The sequence below is a fragment of the Bartonella sp. MU70NMGDW genome (assembly GCF_042194085.1).
GTDB classification, from domain to species: Bacteria; Pseudomonadota; Alphaproteobacteria; order Rhizobiales; family Rhizobiaceae; genus Bartonella; species Bartonella grahamii.
Genome location: NZ_JBHIMK010000304.1, coordinates 1 through 1,370 on the forward strand (window position 1 = coordinate 1; position 1,370 = coordinate 1,370).

Annotated in this window: 1 protein-coding gene and 1 pseudogene; both read right to left on the bottom strand. The window is 35.5% G+C overall.

Features of this window, described 5'->3' with window-relative positions; all coding sequences use genetic code 11:
* Positions 1-220 precede the first annotated feature (220 nt).
* Complete coding sequence (locus tag ACFIKE_RS10625; protein WP_006589102.1) at positions 221-1,117, bottom strand: hypothetical protein; 897 nt, start codon at positions 1,115-1,117, stop codon at positions 221-223.
* Positions 1,118-1,147: 30 nt separating this feature from the next.
* Positions 1,148-1,370: pseudogene (locus ACFIKE_RS10630) on the bottom strand (hypothetical protein); the annotation flags it as partial.

Below are 1,370 nucleotides of genomic sequence, written 5' to 3' on the forward strand. Positions count from 1 at the left end.
AATCTATCCGCTATCGATTTAAGGTGTTTCTTAGGCACCTGATTCGATTATTCATACTCCTATCATAATGTCAAGCAGTAATATTACATTTTTCTAAAAATCGTTTTTACACAAGTAATCGATTAAATTCTTTAATTGTGATCCGAATATCCTTTCTTTTCCAATAAAATCAAACAAGCCAGTGATAGGTTTGAATTCACAATCGTTTGTTTTTTTGTTTTTAGTCTCTCACCCCAGTTGAAATAATTTCATTATCGTAAATTTCTGCTGTTCCGCAAACTCGCGCTTTTCCACAAACTTGCACACTGTCAAAAATTGATGCCTCGCCATAAACTCGTGCATTACCAGAAATTTGCGCTTCATTAGCAACTGATGCTTTACCATAAACTCGTGCATTATCGAAAATCTGCGCATTGTCAGAGATATCTGCACGATCAAAAACTTGTGCATTATTGCAAATTATAGCATTTCCCCAAACTGATGCCTCATCATAAATTTTTGTATTGTCATAAATTTTAGCATTTCCGGAAATAGATGTTTCACCGTAAATTTTAGCATTTCCGGAAATGTGCGCATCTCCGAAAATAGATGCTTCACCATAAATCTTTGCATTGCCGAAAATCTTAGCATTTTTGGAAATAAATGCTTCACCATATACTTTAGCGTTTTCAAAAATACATGCCGAATTTGTAATGCATACCTCACCAGAAACTGATGCTTCATCATAAATTTTTACATCGTCAGAAACCGATGCTGTTCCGAAAACTTTAGCGCTGTCATAAACTTTAGCGCTTCCCCAAACTGAGGCCTCATCATAAATTTGCGCTTTACCAGAAATTTGCGCTTCACCAGAAACCGATGCTATACCATAAACTTTTGCATCATCGCTAATTGTAGCATTTTCAGAAACATATCCATTTCCGTAAACCTGTGCATTATCAAAAACCCAACAATTATCGTAAGGACTTAGGTTTCTTTCTTTTTCAATATATCCACCTAAATCACCTTTCTTAATTGTACCAAAATTTTTGATAGCTTTAATACGGTAAAGAATAAATTCGCCAACCTTAATTGCTTCATTCGTTAATTTGTATTTTTTTCTTCTGAATATAAACATGTACTAGATCATTTCTTTATAAGCATATCTTTACTTTATCTCCCGCAAGATAAGCTTATACATACCGGATTCTGAAGCTTGTACATCTATCACAATGAAATGCTCTTGAGAAGAGGGGGCTTTGCTGTTTTCAGGGGAAATGATTACAACACTATCTTGAGGGTTTGGTGGTAAGCCTCCGATATCATTGATGCAAAGATCAAGTTCCTTTCTTGCAATTGTGGTAGGGATTCTGCCACCGGCGTCCGATTCC